The 18,403-nt window shown below is 49.7% G+C and carries 13 protein-coding genes; 12 read left to right on the forward strand and 1 reads right to left on the reverse strand.

Features of this window, described 5'->3' with window-relative positions; all coding sequences use genetic code 11:
• Positions 1-19: 19 nt before the first annotated feature.
• From FXO21_RS03055 to FXO21_RS03065, 3 genes are read left to right on the forward strand one after another with little or no spacing between them, the layout of a single operon-like run.
• Positions 20-1,459, forward strand: a complete 1,440-nt coding sequence (locus tag FXO21_RS03055; RefSeq protein ID WP_149638718.1) for a RagB/SusD family nutrient uptake outer membrane protein — start codon at positions 20-22, stop codon at positions 1,457-1,459.
• Positions 1,460-1,481: 22 nt separating this feature from the next.
• Positions 1,482-2,888, forward strand: coding sequence for a M14 family zinc carboxypeptidase (locus tag FXO21_RS03060; protein WP_225865547.1), 1,407 nt, complete (start codon positions 1,482-1,484; stop codon positions 2,886-2,888).
• Positions 2,885-4,432: a PQQ-dependent sugar dehydrogenase gene (locus FXO21_RS03065; RefSeq protein ID WP_225865548.1), complete on the forward strand. Its 1,548-nt coding sequence runs from the start codon at positions 2,885-2,887 to the stop codon at positions 4,430-4,432. The genes FXO21_RS03060 and FXO21_RS03065 overlap by 4 nt, the downstream gene beginning before the upstream one ends.
• Here FXO21_RS03065 and arr read toward each other — a convergent pair.
• Positions 4,425-5,168 carry an NAD(+)--rifampin ADP-ribosyltransferase gene (gene arr, locus FXO21_RS03070; protein WP_149638719.1) on the reverse strand — a complete coding sequence of 248 codons (744 nt, stop codon included), beginning with the start codon at positions 5,166-5,168 and terminating at the stop codon, positions 4,425-4,427. The two genes, FXO21_RS03065 and arr, sit on opposite strands and share 8 nt — an antisense overlap.
• A gap of 208 nt (positions 5,169-5,376) precedes the next feature.
• Between arr and FXO21_RS03075 the strand changes: the two genes are divergently transcribed.
• The 9 genes from FXO21_RS03075 to FXO21_RS03115 all read left to right on the forward strand — a co-directional run bounded on the left by FXO21_RS03075 (position 5,377) and on the right by FXO21_RS03115 (position 18,363).
• Positions 5,377-6,315: an alpha/beta fold hydrolase gene (locus FXO21_RS03075; RefSeq protein ID WP_149638720.1), complete on the forward strand. Its 939-nt coding sequence runs from the start codon at positions 5,377-5,379 to the stop codon at positions 6,313-6,315.
• A 108-nt stretch (positions 6,316-6,423) separates the two neighbouring features.
• On the forward strand, positions 6,424-8,334 hold the full coding sequence (locus tag FXO21_RS28670) for a BspA family leucine-rich repeat surface protein (protein ID WP_192579156.1): 1,911 nt from the start codon (positions 6,424-6,426) through the stop codon (positions 8,332-8,334).
• Between the two features lie 31 nt (positions 8,335-8,365).
• The gene (locus FXO21_RS03085; RefSeq protein ID WP_149638721.1) at positions 8,366-11,155 is read left to right on the forward strand and encodes a BspA family leucine-rich repeat surface protein; all 2,790 of its coding nucleotides are present in this window, start codon (positions 8,366-8,368) and stop codon (positions 11,153-11,155) included.
• Between the two features lie 556 nt (positions 11,156-11,711).
• Positions 11,712-12,704 (forward strand): alpha/beta hydrolase, encoded by a 993-nt coding sequence (locus FXO21_RS03090; RefSeq protein ID WP_149638722.1) that lies wholly within the window; start codon positions 11,712-11,714, stop codon positions 12,702-12,704.
• A gap of 35 nt (positions 12,705-12,739) precedes the next feature.
• Complete coding sequence (locus FXO21_RS03095) at positions 12,740-13,552, forward strand: alpha/beta fold hydrolase (RefSeq protein ID WP_149638723.1); 813 nt, start codon at positions 12,740-12,742, stop codon at positions 13,550-13,552.
• Positions 13,553-13,649: 97 nt separating this feature from the next.
• Positions 13,650-14,657 (forward strand): bestrophin family protein, encoded by a 1,008-nt coding sequence (locus FXO21_RS03100; RefSeq protein WP_149638724.1) that lies wholly within the window; start codon positions 13,650-13,652, stop codon positions 14,655-14,657.
• A 19-nt stretch (positions 14,658-14,676) separates the two neighbouring features.
• Positions 14,677-15,699, forward strand: a complete 1,023-nt coding sequence (locus FXO21_RS03105) for a hypothetical protein (RefSeq protein ID WP_149638725.1) — start codon at positions 14,677-14,679, stop codon at positions 15,697-15,699.
• A gap of 96 nt (positions 15,700-15,795) precedes the next feature.
• The gene (locus FXO21_RS03110; protein ID WP_225865549.1) at positions 15,796-17,877 is read left to right on the forward strand and encodes a sigma-54-dependent Fis family transcriptional regulator; all 2,082 of its coding nucleotides are present in this window, start codon (positions 15,796-15,798) and stop codon (positions 17,875-17,877) included.
• 168 nt (positions 17,878-18,045) lie between these two features.
• Positions 18,046-18,363: a YciI family protein gene (locus FXO21_RS03115; RefSeq protein ID WP_149638726.1), complete on the forward strand. Its 318-nt coding sequence runs from the start codon at positions 18,046-18,048 to the stop codon at positions 18,361-18,363.
• Positions 18,364-18,403 lie beyond the last annotated feature (40 nt).

An 18,403-nucleotide genomic window follows, 5' to 3' on the forward strand; every position in this document is an offset into this window, starting at 1 on the left:
TAAACCCGACATCTGAACAATGAAACTCCATAAACTAACGCTCGCCTCCCTGATTTTTCTCTCAGCCGGCTGCACCGATTTCCTTGATCTTTCCCCCCGGGATACTGCCAACGTTGGCAATTTTTACAGAAATGCGGCCGATATGCAGGCGGCGGTCGACGCAGCTTATGGCATGCTGGCCTCTCCGGGAGAATACAGCTACGCCTATTATAACGTTTCCGAAGTTCGCTCCGACAATACTTTTAACTGGGAAGGCGGCGGAAACCTGCCGGACGCTGAGCTGGACCAGTTCAAAATGTCGTCTACCAATGAAATCATCCGCTTAATGTGGATTGACACGTATCGCGGAATCCTGGCCTGTAACACGGTTTTGGAGCATATCGGCGGTGCGGACATGGACGATGCGCTGCGCCAGCGGTTTATTGCTGAGGCCAGGTTTTTGCGTGCATTGAAGTACTTTAACCTGGTCCGCACATTCGGCGACGTACCGCTGGTTTTGAAAGAAACCAAGTCTGTGGACGACGGTTACAGTCAGGTGCGTGTGGCGCAATCCGAAGTGTATGCACAGATCATCGCCGACCTGACCGACGCAGCTTCTACATTGCCCGTTTCCTATTCCGGCAAAGACATCGGTCGCGCCACAAAAGGATCTGCCAAAGCATTGCTGGGCAAAGTATACCTGACGAACCGCGATTTTGCCAAAGCAAAAGATGTCCTTAAAGAAGTAATCGATCAGGGCAACTACAAGCTGCTTGCGGACTACTCAGCATTGTGGCCGGCAGCGAATGCCAACAATGAAGAATCGATTTTTGAGGTTCAGTTTAAAAAAGGCGGCACAGGCACAGGAAGCAGTTTTTACAATAACTTTTCTCCGAGAAACTCGGGTAGCTCGGTCATTCAGATCGGATTTGCGGGCGGCAGAAACATTCCTACCGCAGACCTGATTGCTGCTTACGAAGCTGGCGACGCACGCAAGGCAGCCTCGCTTTCAGAAGGTTACACGGATAACGTAACCGGAAAATATGTCGCCGACCCGTACACATTGAAATACCGCGACACGCCATTTGCGGAGGGCGACGCGGATAATAACTGGATGGTTTTGCGCTATGCCGACGTGCTATTGATGTACGCCGAGGCGGTCAACGAAACTACCGGCCCGAACGCGGAAGCTTTTGATGCGGTCAACGCCGTGAGAAAACGTGCGAAACTGGCGGTATTGCCTGCGGGTTTGTCCAAAGCAGCATTCGCGCTGGCGATCGAGCACGAGCGGCAGGTGGAACTGGCTTTTGAAGGTCACCGCTGGTTTGATCTTGTACGGACCGGTCGTGAAGTGGCGGTGATGAATGCGCATTTCAAAGCGCCGGTGGTAGCCGATTTCAATGCCGTTTTCCCGATCCCGCAAACGCAGATCGATGTAAATCCGGCGGGGATCAAGCAAAATCCCGGTTATACTTTTTGATCAATACAAATCAGCGATTTTTATGAAGGGGGATATTTTAAAGCGAGTTTGGGGTCAGGGTGGTTCTGGGTGGTTCGAGGTAGTTCGTCCTGAGCGCAGACGAAGGGTTATCACCTTGAACACGTCGAAGGGGGTTCGGTATTGTTCGGAATGGTTCGGGATTGTATCTTTTGCCACTCTGAGCTTGTCGAAGGGGGTGTTATTTTTTGTCTTGCTGGTTGCTTTTGTTGGTGGGTTTTCTTCTGTTAATGCAGGGGAAGCGTGGTCAGCGGATACGGTTATCGCTCCGAAGATATTCGTGAATACGGGTTTTGAAAATGCTTCGCCGATGAACTGGGAGATTGACGCGCAAGGTCGCGTGATCGGCAGCCTGGTTTACGATCACGAACGTTTTTCGCAAAACCGTGCGAATAACCACTGGCATTTTAAGGTAGAGGCACCGACTGGTACGGAGGTGACTGTGATTTTGCAAAACTTCGATAATATCTGGAACAACATCCACGCGAGTCCGATCTCGAAGCAGTCGCCTTTTGTTTTTTCTTTTGATAATAAAACCTGGGAAACGCAGCTTGGAGAATTCCTGCGGGATAACCGTTTGCAGATCAAGCTCAAAATGAACGGCCCAAGCGTATATATTGCCAGCATTGAACCTTACCGGATCAGCGATCTGGACAGGTTTTTAGCCAAAATCAAAAACAACAAGCTGGTCAATATCACGCAGATCGGGCAGACTTCGGAGGGCCGCTCGCTCGAAATTGTGCGGATCGGAAATGAAAAAGCGCCTAAAAGATTATTCCTCCGGGGACGCGCACATGCATTTGAGGCAGGCGGTAACTGGACGCTGGAAGGTTTTGTAAACCGGCTTTTGCAAAATGACGAAGCATCGAAAAGGTGGTTCAAAAGATATTGTGTGTACATTTTGCCGATGACCAATAAAGATGGCGTCGCGCGGGGAAAAACGCGTTTCAATGCAAATGGCTACGATCTCAACCGTAAATGGGACAAGGCAGCCGACTCGCTGATCGCGCCGGAGAATTTTTATCTGGAAAAATGGCTGCGGAAGATGATCAATGAAAAGAAAAAGCCCGACCTGGCGCTCGATGTACATAATGACAACGGCGGTAACCTGCATTTGAGTCGCCCCGATGGTGATATTACCACTTACCTGTCGAATATGGCCAAACTGGACTCGCTTTTGAGAAAACATACCTGGTACACCGAAGGCTCCACCAAACCCGGTTTCCGAAATCCAGGCACACTGGGCGAAGGTTTTATGGAACGCTTCGGTATTGAAGCGGCTGTGTATGAGCTCAATTACGAATGGGTGGAAGGTTTGAAAAAAGCACCGCTGGCGAAGGATTGGCTGCTGTTGGGAAGTCAGTTACCCAATGTTTTTTATGACTATTTTGAAGAAAAGACAGGCAAATGAAATGGATTCCGGTGAGTTTGCTGTTTGGTATTATCTGCTTTTCACTGGCAGGTTACAGATCATTTGACGACAAAAGCCCTGCCAACGGGCTTCCCGGCGACCGGCTTCCCGTCGACCGGCGTCCGGGCGAAAGTGAAAATTACGAATTGGATTCTACGGCTTTAAAACTTGAAACCGTAGCTTCCAATCTCAATGCAGTCTGGGATATGGCGTGGGGACCAGACAACTGGATCTGGTTCACCGATCAGGACGGAAAAGTGAGCAGACTCAATCCAGAGACCGGGCAGATCGTCGATATTTTGCAGATCAAGGATTATTACAGAAAGCGACTGGGGCTCGCAAGTATCGTACTGCATCCCGACTGGAAACAGTTTCCGCATGTTTTTATCAATTACAGCCACATTCAAAAGGACTCTGTGATTGTCTCCAAATTGGTGCGATACACTTACAATGGCAAAACGCTTGTTGAACCGAAATTGCTTCACCAGATTCCGGGTTACCTGGGGCATAACGGTTCGAGGTTGGTGGTCAGCAAAGACCGGAAAATCCTGTGGGCAACCGGCGATCTGAAACAGAAAGAAACCATTCAGAATCCGGCATTCGCAAATGGAAAAGTGCTGCGACTGAACCTCGACGGCAGCGTTCCAAAGGATAACCCCTACCCCGGCAGCGCCACCTGGTCGATGGGCTTTCGCGTGCCGCAAGGTTTGACCTACACCTCAAACGGAAACCTTTTCATCGCTGAACACGGCGACGCAACCGACGATGAAGTGAACTTGGTGTTGAAGAAAAAAAGCTACGGCTGGCCCCGGATCGCCGGATTTCGCGATCAGCCGGAAGAGCAAAAACTGGGTGCTGACTCGGCAATTTCTCCCGTCAAAGCCTGGACGCCAACGATCGCGCCGGCAGGCATGACGTATTTTAAAGGTAATATCCCGGAATGGAACAATGCAGTGTTGCTGACGACCTTGAAAGACCAGAGTCTGCGTGTTTTGCATTTGGATGAAAATCAGGAAAAGGTAATCGGCGAGGAAATTGTTTTCAGCAAAAAATACGGTCGCCTGCGCGACGTTTGCGTGTCACCTTCCGGGGATATTTATATTTCTACCAGTAACCGTGACTGGAACCCGCCTGCTGATTTTCCGATCAAAACCGACGACCGCATTATTCGGATCAGTCGCGCAGGCATTATTCCGAAATCCGCCCGAACCGTCAAAAAAACGGCAGAAACAGAAACTGGCGACGCGGCCACGCTGTACACCAGTTTCTGTGAATCCTGCCACAAGGCCGACGGACAAGGCGTGCCGGGATCATTTCCTTCGCTCGTAACCTCGAAGCGGGTTACAGGCGACAAAGCGGAATTGTTACATTTCATAATGAAAGGCTCGCTGGCCCCGACGGGTGAAGCAATGCCTGCATTCAGCTTCCTGACCGACGCTCAGCTCGCCGGAATAGGCAGCTATATCCGTCAAAGGTTCGGAAAATCGTCTTCGTATATCACAGAAACCGAGGTTGCAAATGTGAGGGAAACGATCACTAATTAATTATTTCGCCTTTATTGTTCTCCAATTTGTCACGAAACTTTTGAAGTTCTTCGGGAGTTTGCCGAACCCAATCTGTTACCTCTCCAACGATTTTCAATGGAGCTTCGGAGCGATAGGAACGGGTCGGATTACCGGGAAATTTTTTATCTGTAAGATTGGGGTCATTTTCATAAATCCCTGTGGGTTCGACGATATACACGCGCTCCTTTCCATTACCTTTTGCCAATGCAGCGGCAAGCCCGGCTCCATTAACCAGCGCAGTGAAATAGATATGGTTCATTTTTAGCTCAGATTTATAATTAGAATTGCCGCCTGCCATCAGCAAATCGCCAACCTGTAAATCTGCTCTTGTGCCATGATAAAAAGGGCCTTTATCGGAAGGGTTATTCTTAAAAGAAATCGCCAGTTCAGCATGCTCTTTTGCTTTGTTATGGTCATTTAATTCTTCGTAACATTTGGCAATGTTCAAATAGAGCGCAGGAAAAGCGCTTTTAACGGAATCATCCTTGATTTTTAAGGCAAACTGTAAAGTTGTTTCCAGCCATTTTAATTTGTCGGCAACAGCTTTTTGCTGCTGGGCAATGTAGTATGCTGCAAGAAATTTCTCAAAATCATTTGTCGCCTCGTTCCAGCCCTGCCGAAATAATTTTTCCGCTTCTTCAGGCCTGCCTTTTTCCGCCATGCCCATACCTTGAAGACAAAGTTTTACGATGTTGTTGAAGGGGGAGAATTCCATTTTCTGATTATCTTTTTTAGTTTAAGTTCAATTCACATGGACTGTTCGCGTCGCTTTACAATGAAAGCGTCATGAGTTTCACAGTCAACCACAAATGCTTTTATTAAACCAACATAGTGTCGCTTTCTACCAGCATAACTGTCGCAATCACACAGCGATAATTACAGTTTAGTAAGCGAATTTTGTAATTCAACCAACGGACAGGATCATGAAACGATACATTTTGAGCGGCTTAACTGTTTTGGCGGTTTTATTGGGAGCCATTTCATGCGAACAGAAAACCAGAGAACATAACGATACAAACATGAACAAAACCGATTCGACCGCCAGCCAGCAGATAAAGCCAGGTGAAAGTGGATACGCCGATGTGAACGGACTTAAAATGTACTATGAGGTCTATGGAGAGGGTAAACCGCTGGTATTGGTACACGGTTCTTTTATGACCATTCCGATGAACTGGTCACAAATTATCCCGATGCTGGCCAGGGACCGGAAAGTGATCGTGGCAGAGATGCAGGCACACGGACGGACGAAAGATATTCCCCGTGCTTTTACGTACGAGAATATGGCCGACGATGTATCCGGATTGATAACACATTTAAAGCTGGATAGTGTCGACGTACTGGGTTACAGCATGGGCGCTGCGGTCAGTTTTCAGATGACCATCCGGCACCCCGAGCAAGTGAGGCGACTTGTTATTTTATCGGGTGTCTATAAAAATGACGGCTGGTGGCCCGAGGTTGAAAAAAGCTTTAAAACCATGAATGCGGATATGTTCAAGGGCAGCCCCATTCAGCAACAATACGATAGCCTCGGAAATGATCCGGCCAAATTTGACGACTTCATCGATAAAGTGATCAGTATTGACCGGAAGCCTTATGATTGGTCGAAGGAAGTCAAAAATATAAAAGCTCCCATCTTGATGGTGATAGGCGATGCCGATGGCGTACGTTACGAACATGCGCTGGAATTGTTTCGGGCGAAAGGCGGCGGGAAAATGGGTGATATCAATGGATTGCCCAAATCGCGGCTCGCCATTTTGCCAGGTACCACGCATATTGGTATGATTTCCCAGACTGACATACTGATTCCCATGGTTAAAAACTTCCTGGATTCTGACCTGAATACAGCTCCGCCGACGTTCTAGTATTTGGCTAAGCACAACGCATGCTAAATCAATGATTTACTTTGTTTTATGGTTTGTTTTACCTTGATTTGACAAACAAGTTCACCTTTGCTGTCAAATTAGCTGTATATGCGTAAAACACTACTGGTCTCAAAAGAAAACAAAGTACTATTTTCCACGCATCGACTTCTTTCTTTAGCGCTGCTATGTATGACGTTCCTGACGGCAACCACCGTCTACGCACAGCAACCCTTCATCACCACCTGGAAAACCGACAACCCTGGCACCTCAAACAGTACCTCCATCACCATTCCGACAACAGACGTTGGCTACAATTACGAGGTGGATTGGAACAATGACGGCATTTATGATCAGGCGGGCATCACTGGCGATGTCACTCATGATTTTGGAGTAGCCGGTAATTACACCATTCGGATCCGGGGGGCCTTCCCTCAAATATATTTCCAGGGTTTTGGAGACAGAAGAAAGCTGCTTGATGTCGGGCAATGGGGAGACATAGCCTGGGCCTCGATGCAGGAAGCTTTTTCGGGTTGCTCTAATTTAAATATCAGCGCGACCGACGTGCCCGACCTGTCGGGGGTGACTATTATGACAGCGATGTTTCAGGGATGCACTAGTCTGAATAGCCCGGCTAACATAGGCGATTGGAATACTTCGAATGTGCAATATATGAGCGCATTGTTCAGCCAAGCCACCGCTTTCAACCAACCCATTGGTAATTGGAATACAGCCAACGTGCTTAGCATGATCTCAACTTTTTCACTAGCCGAAGCCTTCAACCAGCCTATCGGTAGTTGGAATACCGCGAACGTGACCAACATGAGAGGCATGTTTTTAGGTGCAGCTGCATTCAACCAGCCTATCGGTAATTGGAATACCGCGAATGTGACTGATATGAGCTCTATGTTTTTTGGTGCAACCGTTTTCAACCAGCCCATCGGCAACTGGAACACTGGCAAAGTGACAGCTATGAGCGATATGTTTTACGAAGCTGCGGCCTTCAACCAGCCCATCGGTAACTGGAACACCGCCAGCGTGAATGAAATCGCAACTATGTTTTACGGTGCTACGGCGTTTAATCAGCCCATCGGTAGCTGGAATACCGCCAACGCGACCAACATGAGCGGTATGTTCTTAGGTGCCACTGCCTTTAACCAGCCGATCGGGAGCTGGAATACTGCCAATGTGGTACTGATGAGCTACATGTTCGACGGTGCCACTGCCTTTAACCAATCCCTTGGTAACTGGCCACTAGCCTCCAATGTAGCTTTGGACAATATGCTGACCAATTCCGGCATCGATTGCGAGCATTACAGTTCAACGTTGATCGGCTGGAACAATAACCCGGCCACGCCCAATAATCTCTCCCTCGGCGCAACCGGCAGGCTATATGGGACCAATGCCGTGGCAGCCCACACCAACCTTGACGTCACGAAGGGCTGGACATTCACCGGGGATGCCGCGTCAGGTGGAGATTGCTCGGCCTTGCCGGTAACGTTGATCTCATTCACCGGCAAATCGCAGGAGAATGGCGTGTTGCTTACCTGGGAAACTGCCTCTGAAACAAGTAATGCAGGTTTCGAAATTGAGAAGAGTGCCGATGCGAGGACCTTTGATAAAATTGGTTTTGTTGATGGAGCCGGAGATACGAAACTTCGAAAGACATATCATTTCAAGGATATAAATCCATTACCGACTACCTACTACCGCCTCAAACAGCTGGACTATGCAGCGGACGGTTCCGACGGCAAGTTTGAATATTCAAGAATTATTTCGGTAAAACAATCAGAGGAACAAATTGTGGTTTATCCCAACCCAACCAACAGTGTTTTACATTTAAAAGGTTTGACCAAAGATCAGAAACTGGTTTTGAGGAATGCCGAGGGTGAAGTGGTACACAAACAACAATGGTCATCCGGCAATGTATTAGAAGTAGGTCATCTGCCCGATGGAATGTATTTGCTGTCGGTTGGTAGTGAGACAAAAAAGGTAATTGTGCAAAAGGAAATCCGCAATTAATATCTCACTCTGTTTTCAAATTAATTTACATATGCGTAAAACACTACTTATCTCAAAAGAAAACAAGGTACTACTTCCCGCAAATGGACTCTTGCGTTTAGCGCTGCTATGCCTGATAATATTAGCGGCAACCACCGCCTTCGCGCAGCAACCCTTCATCACCACCTGGAAAACCGATAATCCAGGCGACTCGAACGGTACTACCATCACCATTCCGACAACTGGCGGGGGCTACAATTACGAGGTGGACTGGAACAATGACGGGACCTACGACCAGTCCGGCATAACGGGCAATGTAATCCATGACTTCGGCGCGGCAGGTACGTATACGATCCGGATCAGAGGAAGCTTCCCCAGGATTTTTTTTAACGACACCGGCGACAGACAAAAGCTGCTTGATGTCGTGCAATGGGGAGAGATAGCCTGGACAAGTATGCAATTGGCTTTTGCCGGGTGCAGCAACCTGAATATCAGCGCCACCGACCTGCCCATTCTGTCCGGGGTAACAAATATGAGCGGCATGTTTTACGCTTGCACCAGCCTGAACGGCCCTGCCAATATCGGCACCTGGAACACAGCTAGTGTGACCGATATGTCGCAAATGTTCGCGGGGGCAACGGTATTCAATCAGCCCATCGGCACCTGGAATACGGCCAATGTGACCCATATGGGGCAAATGTTCGCGTTGGCGACGGCATTCAACCAGCCCATCGGCAGCTGGAACACCGCCAATGTAATACGTATGAGCTACATGTTCAACGCTGCCACCGCCTTTAACCAGTTCCTCGGTAACTGGAACACTGCCAATGTGGTACTGATGAGCTACATGTTCGACGGTGCCACTGCCTTTAACCAGTCCCTCGGTAACTGGACACTAAACAGCAGTGTAGAATTAGATAATATACTGATCAACTCCGGTATGGATTGCGACCATTACAGTGCCACGCTGATCGGCTGGAACAATAACCTGGCCACGCCCGATAACCTCTACCTCGGCGCTACAGGGGGACTATATGGGAACAACGCCGTAGCCGCCCGCACCAACCTGGACATCGCAAAAGGGTGGACATTCTTCGGCGATGCCGCCTCTGGAACTGACTGCTCCAGACCCTTCATCACCACTTGGAAAACCGACAATCCAGGCACATCAAACAGTACATCCATTACCATCCCGATATTTGCCGCCGGCTCCAATTACGAGGTTGACTGGGACAATGACGGTATCTATGACCAGTCGGGTATTACGGGCAATGTCACCCATGACTTTGGGGTGGCCGGTACCTACACCATCCGTATCCGTGGTGCTGTGCCGAGGATATATTTTTCCAATCTGAATGACAAAGAGAAACTGCTTGATGTTGCGCAATGGGGAGACATAGCCTGGACCTCCATGTTTGGAGCTTTTTGGGGGTGCTCTAATTTGAATATCAGCGCCACCGACGTGCCCAATCTGTCCGCAGTGACAAGTATGGAGGCTATGTTTGCAGGATGCACTATTCTGAATGGCCCGTCCAACATAGGTGAGTGGAACACTGCTAATATTACCAATATGAGCGGCTTGTTTTCAAATTCCCCTGCCTTCAATCAGCCGATCGGGAACTGGAATACCGGGAACGTGATCTATATGAACGCCATGTTTTTAAGTGCTGTTGCCTTCAACCAGCCCATCGGTAATTGGAATACCACAAATGTGATCGATATGAACTCTCTTTTTCAAGGAGCTCTCTCGTTTAACCAGCCCATCGGCAGTTGGGTTACAGCGAATGTGACGAATATGACCTACATGTTTACCGCAGCAGTCACCTTCAATCAGCCGATTGGAAATTGGAACACCGCAAATGTAACCTCGATGGGTTATATGTTTGGTGGTGCCAGCGCCTTTAACCAGCCAATTGGTAACTGGAATACTGCCAAGGTAAATTATACCCTTGCCATGTTTTACGGCGCGACCGCCTTTAACCAGCCCATCGGCAGCTGGAACACCGCGAGTGTAGTTCTTATGAACGATATGTTCAACGGTGCGACCTCCTTTAACCAATCCCTTGGTAACTGGCCACTAGCCTCCAATGTAGCTTTGGACAATATGCTGACCAATTCCGGTATGGATTGCGAACATTACAGTACTACACTGCTCGGCTGGAACAATAACCCGGCCACGCCCAATAATCTCTCCCTCGGCGCAACCGGCAGGCTATATGGGACCAATGCCGTGGCAGCCCACACCAACCTTGACGTCACGAAGGGCTGGACATTCACCGGGGATGCCGCGTCAGGTGGAGATTGCTCGGCCTTGCCGGTAACGTTGATCTCATTCACCGGCAAATCGCAGGAGAATGGCGTGTTGCTTACCTGGGAAACTGCCTCTGAAACAAGCAACGCAGGTTTCGAAATCGAGAAAAGTGCCGATGCGAGGACCTTTGATAAAATTGGTTTTGTTGATGGGGCCGGAGATTCCAGGGTTCGGAAGATGTATCATTTCAGGGATATAAATCCATTACCGACTACCTACTACCGCCTCAAACAGCTGGACTATACAGCCGACGGTTCCGACGGCAAGTTTGAATATTCAAGAATTATTTCGGTAAAACAGCCGAAGGAAAAAATTGTTATTTATCCCAACCCGACCAGTAACGTTTTGCATTTGAAGGGTTTATCCACAGCGCAAAACCTGGTTGTAAAAGATGCTGATAACAAGGTTGTGCACAAACAACTATGGTCATCCGGCGACGCAGTAAAAGTAGGTCATCTGCCTGGTGGGCTGTATTTTATTACGGTTGGCGGAGAGACGAAGAAGATTATTGTCCAAAAGGAAAATCGGTAACGAACGCACGTTTCCCGAATCTCTGATATCACGCTCACTTGCAACGTGATGACTACCTCGCAACCGGATCTGGGGCACAGAGCGACCCGGATTTGATACAGTGCGCGCATTGCGCACTGTATTTAGTGCTGCAGGAAGTAATTGCACGAAATATCGTCATAGAATTTACCACTCGAATTATTTAACCAACTGCATATCAATTGGTTAAAACAATGGCACACTGCTTGCAATAAGTATATCATTCGGGCATATTTCGCAGGTGATACAGTTGAAAAAATTGCCTGGGCAACAAAACCAAGACCGTACGGTCAGCATTCAATTCAAACGTATAACAAGTATCGTTTGGCAATAAGGCTATGTGGCCGGTTTCCCTTTCATCGAAACGAAGATGACGGATGCCAGCTCGCCGAGGCTGCTGTAAGGGGTGTGCACTTTCCATCCGTTCGTGCATGGGACAAACCAACGTCGGCGCGCCGTTCCCGCGAAGTCCGATCAGCAACACGGTGATTCAGTGGATGGGAAATTTTGATGATTAACTAAAAAGAACCTTACCAACATGAAAAAGAAGCAAAAAAAGCGGACCGTCAGGGACTATGCTACCGACCCCAACCTGTCCCGAGAAGTCAGGGAGTTTCTGAAAATCGTCAACACTTCCGGTGGCCCGGCCCTTGAAACGCTCCCGCTGGCCGACGCACAGGCCGGACTCTCCAGTGCACAGGCATCGGTTGAAGTAGATGTTTCGGGTATAAAAATAGACCTGAAAACGATCACGAGCGACGGATACACCGTGGATCTCCACATTGTCCGTCCCGAAACTGCTACCGGTACATTGCCGGCATTCATGTTCATTCATGGCGGTGGCTGGATATTGGGCGACTTCCCGACGCATCACAGGCTGGTCCGCGACATTGTACTTGAATCGGGTATGGCGGCTGTGTTCGTCAACTACTCCCGCACCTCAGAAGCGCCTTATCCGCAGGCGATCAACGAAATTTATGCGGCTACGAAATGGGTCGCAGCCAACGGGGAGAAGATTAATGTCGACGGCAGCAAACTGGCTGTTGTGGGCAACAGCGTGGGCGGTAATATGAGCACAGTAACCTGCCTGATGGCCAAGGAAAAAGGCGGACCGGAGATTAAACTTCAGGTAATGATGTGGCCGATCGTGGATGCCGATTTTGAAACCAAATCCTACCAGAAATTCGGGAAGGACCGTTTTCTGAGCACCTCACTAATGAAATGGATGTACGACCTCTACATCGGGAGCCCCGAGGAACGGAAAACTATTTACGCGTCACCGCTGCAAGCGACATTGGAACAATTGAAAGGCCTGCCGCCAGCACTCATCCAGACCGCTGAAAATGATATACTCCGCGACGAAGGTGAAGCGTACGGCCGCAAGCTCGACGAAGCCGGTGTCCCCGTGACCACGGTTCGCTACAACGGAATGATCCATGATTTCGGCCTGCTCAATGGTCTGGCCACCTTGCCGGCGGTACGTTCGCATATCCGTCAGATCGGAGCGGAACTCAAAAATTACCTTGTCTAGTCACCAATTTATTTCACCCGTAATCATTTTTAATCATGTCAAAATTCAACACAATACTGATCGGGGCACTCGCTACTGCGCTGGTTGCATTCGTTTCCCGCACTCAAATCGAATCCCGGCAGCGGCAGGAAGATCCCAAAAAAGGTGTCAAAAACATCGTGCTGGTACACGGCGCATTCGCCGACGGTTCGAGCTGGTCGAAGGTGATCCCGCTACTGGAAGCAAAAGGCTTTAAAGTGACTGCTGTCCAGAATCCGCTTACTTCGCTGAACGACGATGTGACCGCTACCAAACGCATTATCGCTTTGCAGGACGGTCCAGTCCTGCTGGTAGGTCATTCGTGGGGCGGGGTCGTAATCTCCGAAGCAGGTAATGATCCGAAAGTCTCCGGTCTCGTATATGTAGCAGCGTTCGCGCCTGACAATGGTGAGTCTCTGAACGACGTAGCCAAAACGGCTACCCCCGCGCCGGGTAACGAGCAGGTCCGGGCTGATGCCACCGGTTTTCTCACCCTCACGCCCAAAGGTATTTTTGAAGATTTCGCACAAGACCTGCCAATGCCCGAACGCAAGCTGATACTCGCCACACAAGGCCAATGGGCAGCATTGACCACGGGCGAAAAAGTAAGCAAGGCTGCCTGGCACGAGAAGCCGTCGTGGTTCATCGTGGGCGGGAAAGACAGAATGATCAACCCCGATTTACAGCGCACTTTGGCAAAGAAAATCAATGCGCAGTCGCTCGAACTAAATTCCAGCCACGTTCCCATGCTTTCACAGCCTGCAAAAGTCGCCGCTTTCATCGCCCGTGCGGCGGGTCATGTGGGCAGCAAGGGATTAGCTTCCAAATAATTATCATTTCAAAAATTCCCGGTCATCTTTCACTTCTTAGACAAGATGGCCGGAATTGCAGGAATCTTTTGTTTTAAGACCAAAACAATAAAACACGATGCACATAGGTAAATCTTATCGATTGGGTGAATTTCTCCGCTGGACGCGACGGAACACTTACATCCTCTTTTTTTTAGGGCTTTTCCCCGTGATCATCCATGAAATATGGGGGCTGAAATGGCTCAACGTTCCCTGGCCTGTGGTGGCACTGCTGGGAACGGCAACCGCATTTACAGTAGGCTTCAAAAATGCCCAGACCTACGCCCGGGCAGCCGAGGGGCAGCGGATATGGACCGACATTCTGGGCCTGAGCCGGTTCTGGGGAACAATCAGCATCGATTTTATTAATAACCCCATACACAGTAAGGAGCTGGTTTATCGCCACCTCGCCTGGCTTACGGCCCTGCGCTATTACCTGCGCGAAGACCGCGTGTGGGAGAGTAATGAAAAAAGCCATAATAAGGAGTACCAGCAGTTTTTTCATATTCCGGAACGCATGAGGCCCTTGGAAACCGGGCTGAAAGAATTCCTGCCCGATGATGAGCTGGAACTCGTGCTCCGGTCAAGAAACAGGATGGGGAAAATTCTTGCATTGCAAAGCAAGACCGTCAAATCGCTGAATGAGAGCGGGCAGGTGATCGCGCCGCAGTATGCCGCGATGCAGCAGATGATCAAAGACTTTTACGCTGCCCAGGCTAAGTGTGAGCAGCTGAAAGATTCGCCTTATCCAAGGCAATATGCGGTGATTAACCACTTTTTCGTTTGGACGTTCTGCTTTATGCTGCCGTTCGGGATCGTTCACGATTTCGACCTGCTCAATGAGGTCGTGAGCGCGCCGCTGCGCGGATATATGGCGTGGGTGACGATCCCATTCAGCATGCTTATTTCATGGATGTATATTTCACTTGAACAGGTCGGTGAGAGCACGGAGAATCCTTTTGAAGGAAGCGCAAACGACGTTCCGATCTCGCAGATGAGCCAGCAGCTTAATATCGAGCTCCGCGAAATGCTGGGCGAAAGCAAGCTGCCTCAGGATTTGCAGCCTCGTAATAATATTATTCTTTAAACCTGAATCAAACGCAAAAATGGAAACACTTAACCTCGAAATTCTGAACCCGGGCCCGATCCTTGCGGACCTGAAAATACAATTGCAGGAACCGGCAGTTTCCCTGCATAGCTACCTGCGCCGCCCCACGGCGAGCGGTTCGCCTGTTTTTTCGGTGTGGAATTTCGGTATTAACCCGTTCGGTATCCGCGAATCGGCCCTGCCCGAAGTGCTGCAACTGTTAGGCATCCGCAGCCTCACATTAAATGCTGCCCAGGACTTGAGCCCGCTTTATAACCTAAGCGGCGGTATCCCGCACACCGGCAACGATGCGGACAAATGGCGTTACCTTACAAGCGATGCCGTAACGGAGGTAATGCAACCGTTTTTAAGGAATTGCCGCGCTATCGCATTCCAGGACTGGGCCAGCCTTTCAGGCGCTTCAGGGCTTTGGAGCTGCCTATTGCGTGACACGATCAAGCCCGTTGGCACACAAGGCCTGGAATTCATCTTTTACCTGGGCGATGCCCTGACCCGCCGTTCGTTTCAGGTGGAGGAGGCTATCGATATTATTGCCGGTTTTTCGGCTTACGGCCAGGTTACCGTCGCGCTCGACGAAGACGAGTCCATTAAACTCTGGATGGTACTGAATGGCGTGCACAACTACGATAGCGTCGTTAACCAGACTTTCCCGGATTTGAAAAAGAAATTCGCTTCCATTTTCCGGAGCATCAATATCGAACGCCTGCTTGTGTATTCTGCCTCACAGGCGATGCTTTTTACACGGCATACACAGTTTTTGCTTGCCCGAAAAAAGGTGGCGCAGCAATTTGAAATGGCGCCGGAAGCCCGGGACCATTTCATCGAAGGGTTCTGCATGGGCCTGGCGCAGCAGATGGACATGGTCCGGTGCGTGGCCCTGGGTCTGATCGTCTTCGGTTCGCGAAGTGAGGCAGGGGCCGGTCTGGCGCGTTTCGATGCTGCCCGGCAGCAGCTTTTCGACTACATTGATCAATGGACCAATGACCTTCAACAGCCGGAAATCATGTATCTTTACCAGTAATACTATCAATCATTGGAAAAAATATTCCACAGCAACAGGTTAACGATGTGCGGATGAGGAGAACAGGATGCAGGACTTGTTGATAGGCAAAGTACTATGCTTGGAAACGAACAACTCGCCGAGAAGGAGCGGATCAATGAAGCCCTGCTTGAACTGAGCAACAGAATGGTGAAAGTCCGCAACAGGAAAGACCTGTTGCACGTCATCAATTCTGGCTTACGAAAGGTCATCAACTTCACCGCTTGCGTTATGACGATCCTCGACGACGCGCACCAGACATATAATGCTTTTCTGACGGACCCCGACTCCCGATCCAGGGATTACGATGCGTATAATGAAGCAATCAGCACACCCTACCCCGTAACGGACGGAATCTACGACGTCGCCGCGTCATCCGACGGGCCGGTTTTGTTCGATCTGCGCGATTTTGACATTGAACATGCGCCGGTCTGGTTCAAGCTGCATTACGCTGCCGGCGCGCGGGAGATGATGATCAAAGCACTTCCCGGAGAAGATGCCCGCAGGCACAGCCTCATTCTCTTTTCCGACGAAACGGGTACGTTCGATGATTGTGCGGTGCATATTATCGAGCGCATTTCCAGTCAATTGTCCACAGCTGCCAGCAACATTACTGCCAATGAAGATATTCTGAACCGGGAAAGCGAAAAGTCATTTCTGTTGAATTTTAGTCAGAATATCGCCGCCGTGCGAACAAAAGAGGACCTTGAAGCGGCCATTTCCGAAGCTTTGCAACATTTGCTGAGTACCCGCCTCGCGATGATCCGTATTATCGAGGACGACGGCAAGACCCTGACCCCGTATTTGTGGGACATCTCGCTGTTTGCTAATGTAATGGACCTGTTCGATCAGCTTACGAACCGTACCGCCACGGTGGACGAGTATTTCTTTGCACAGGTACTCGCAAGCAGTGAGCCCATTGTTATCGATATCGAGGCGGAGGAACGTAAAGGCAACAGTCCGGCTTATATCACATTCTGGAAACGACTCGGTTTAAAAAATGTATATGCATCGGCTCTGCGGGTGGGCCGGCAAAACGTCGGGACGATGTTTTTCCTTTCCGACGAGCTTAACCTGAATGTGCTCAAAGGCCTTTGCGCGCAAATTTCCATTGCCATTTCTAATATCCTGGCCAACGAAAAAATATTGGCTTATAAACAGCTGCTCGAACTCGAAAATGACCAGCTGAAAGAACAGATCCGGACGATCTACAACTTCTCGGAGATCGTAGGAAGCGGTCCCGAAATGCAGGATGTGTACCACTTAATGTCCCTCGTCGCGGATTCGGCCTCGACGGTGCTCCTCCTCGGGGAGACGGGCACCGGCAAGGAGCTCATCGCGCGCGCCATTCACAATGCCTCGCCTCGCAAAAGCAAGTTGATGATCAAAGTCAACTGCGCTGCATTGCCGGCTAATCTTATTGAAAGTGAACTATTTGGACATGAAAGAGGCGCTTTCACCGGCGCGGTAGAGCGGCGCATCGGCAAGTTCGAGCTCGCGCACCAGAACACATTATTCCTTGACGAGATAGGTGAAATGCCTTTGGAGGCACAGGTAAAGCTTCTGCGCGTTTTGCAGGAAAAAGAACTGGAACGGATTGGCGGGAAAACGACAATCAAGGTAGATGTGCGCATTATAGCTGCCACCAACCGCAACCTGGAAGAGGAAGTGAGGGCTGGCCGATTCCGCTCCGATCTCTATTACCGTCTCAATGTATTCCCCATCGTGCTCCCTCCTCTTCGTAACCGGCCCGACGACATCATTCCGCTGGCAAATTTCTTTGTGGACCGGTATAGTAAGAATTCCGGCCGAAAGGTTTCAGGCTTCGCGCCCAAAGTCATTCGGGAAATGCAGGCATACTCCTGGCCTGGCAACGTCCGGGAGCTGGAACACCTCATCGAACGCAGCGTGCTGCTCAACGACGATACCGTGATCCTTGAAATGCATTTGCCCCGACAACAGCCGCAGGAAAAGGCACAGCCATTACTGCCAACCCAGACGCTTTCGGAGGTAGAGCGTGCTTATATCATTGAGGTACTAAGACAATTTCAGGGCAAAATTTCAGGCCTCGACGGCGCCGCAGAATTTCTTGATATTCCGGCAACGACGCTACATTCCAAAATCAAAAAACTAAAAATCAGTAAAGCAGATTACTTCTGAAACGAAGGAAACTTGCCACGGTATTTCGCCTTTATCGTCGTTAAATGGCTAAATAGCGTGTCAAATCGAGTTATGCATTATTGGTAACATCCTTATAAATAGCCGGTTGAATACATGGCACAGCGCTTGCTGGCTTGTGAACTAAGATCACGAGTTACACCGAAAACAATGGAGTTCGTACTGGTTTTTAGGAGAGATCATCAAAGCACTTCCCCGCAGCTGGAAGAGGAGGATCTGCTCATGTACCGCAAGCATTGGCAGGATTGGTACCTGAGCCTTGCCGCCCGCCGGCGACTGGCAAGGCCCGTTCAACGATTGGCCCCCCAGGGTGTTACGGTCAGCAGGGAAGAAAAGGTCGAAAGTAGTGTCACGGTAGAAGGACTGATCTTCATTGAGGCCGGCAATTATGCCGAGGCGGTGGAAATTGCCAGGGATTGCCCCATTTTGCTGCTCGGCGGATTAGTAGAGGTCTTGCGAGGCAATTAACCCTTTCCAAACTTCATGAAACAAGAACGCCCCGCATGAT

The organism is Dyadobacter sp. UC 10 (assembly GCF_008369915.1).
Taxonomy (GTDB): domain Bacteria; phylum Bacteroidota; class Bacteroidia; order Cytophagales; family Spirosomataceae; genus Dyadobacter.